Raw genomic sequence first — 1,795 nt, forward strand, 5'->3', positions numbered from 1 at the left:
GGCAGTAACGAAAATGAGAAAGCATTATTAGAACAACTTCTGTTTAGCGTCACAGGCAAGTTACCCGATGAGCATAAAGCACTGCAGCCTCAACCCAGAGTCTGGAAGAAGGTTACTGCAGTGGTGGCGGCCTTATTAACCAGCTATGCCATTGCCACGTTTGGCTATCTCAGTGGCAGTCTGGGTATTGATCAAAGTTCAGTGGTCAGGGCACTACACTTGCATTTGCCCGACCAGATGCTGGCCTATACCAAAAAGTATGCTCCTTTATTGGCTGAACTTTCATTGTTACTGGTGGCAACACTGCTCATACTGTATTTATTCACGGTATTAACGAAAACAAGCCAGAAAAAGCGGCTCACCCGGCAAGAGAACAGTGCCGACAAGTCAGATATCAGTCATTACCTCCAGCAACTCAATGATGCCCTTAACCACAGCAGGCATGATGTTGTCATTGTTGAAAACCTGACGAGCCCCTGCCAGCTGGAAGCATTGGAAACACTGCATTGTATCAATGGCTACCTGAATGGCTCAGGCCACGTTAAACAACCCATCTATTTTGTCTATATCCTGGCGGATGAAATACTCACGGCCAGTGATCGTACCCGATTTTTTGACCTGATTATTCCCATTATTCCCACTCTGGATGCGGAAAATGTCGGCCCCGAACTGTACAAGCAGCTGAAAACCATTCATATCAGTGGGCAAAATGTCGCTGAACAGATGGATAAGGCATTGATCTACTCTATGGCAAGCGCCATTGACGACAGACGACTGAAGACAAATATCGTCAATGAGTTTCAAATTTACCTTGAGCAGTTTTCCAACGGTCATAAAGCACTGGATAAAAACAAGCTGTTTGCCATGGTCGTCATTAAAAACCTTTATCCAAAGGAGCAGGCAGAATTAACCGATGACATGGGAGTCTTCTGGCAGGCTTTCAATGACAATAAGGCACCGGAAAAAACGGTCGCTGAAAGACTGCAACAAGGTATTATGGCAGATTCAGCGTCAAGAGAGCTGACCGAAGATCGCTTTGGCCCGGTACTCTACTTACTTGAGAATGGGTATTTCGCAGAAGATTACCGGGACTACCTGTTTTATTTCTGTTCAGATGAACATCACAATGAAAATCAATTGGCTTCATTGCCACCGGCCACGTCACTCCCACACCCCCTTGAGTACCAGGAGGGTGATTTCAGCAGGGAAAGCAGCTATCTGGACGACGAAGGGTATGCCAATGACTGTCAAGTGGCCACACAGTGGCAAGTAAGCGAAGCTCAAGAAGTCTGGCCCTACAAGGAACCCGGGGTGAACCAATACAACCCTTCTGAGAATAACTTGAATATCGTCAAAGATATCAGTGAAGATAAACTCAATTTCATAGCTATCCCGGAAAATACAGAACAACTGGCATTACAGTCACTACCCAATAACCGGGATACATTTAACCTGCTTATGGCCCTTATTAACAGTGAAGTAATCCATGACGCAACATTAAACCAGCTACTGACTGCATTTCCTGATTTTTACCTTGAGCAATTTAACCTCACATACCTGAACCCGGGTCGGATTGCGACTATTAGCCAGCACCCCAAGTGCCAGTTTTCATTCAAAAGCCTTGAGTGGCTGGCGAAATGTGAAACCGATTTTCAAGCTGACACCACCTTTAACTACCTGTTACGTTTTTGGAATGAGTATAGAACTAATGCCGTGAGTACAGCTCAATTAACAGTTAATACTGTTGTAAAATTACTGTCCTTCAGTGAAATTAATATCAATGATAAGTTATGGC

The 1,795-nt window shown here is 44.7% G+C and carries 1 protein-coding gene; it reads left to right on the plus strand.

What is annotated here, in order from left to right:
* A partial coding sequence (locus KDK14_RS07225) for a hypothetical protein (RefSeq protein ID WP_257264377.1) occupies window positions 1-1,795 on the plus strand: 1,795 nt, incomplete at both ends.

The organism is Endozoicomonas sp. ONNA2 (assembly GCF_024606365.1).
In the GTDB taxonomy this organism is placed as follows: domain Bacteria; phylum Pseudomonadota; class Gammaproteobacteria; order Pseudomonadales; family Endozoicomonadaceae; genus Endozoicomonas.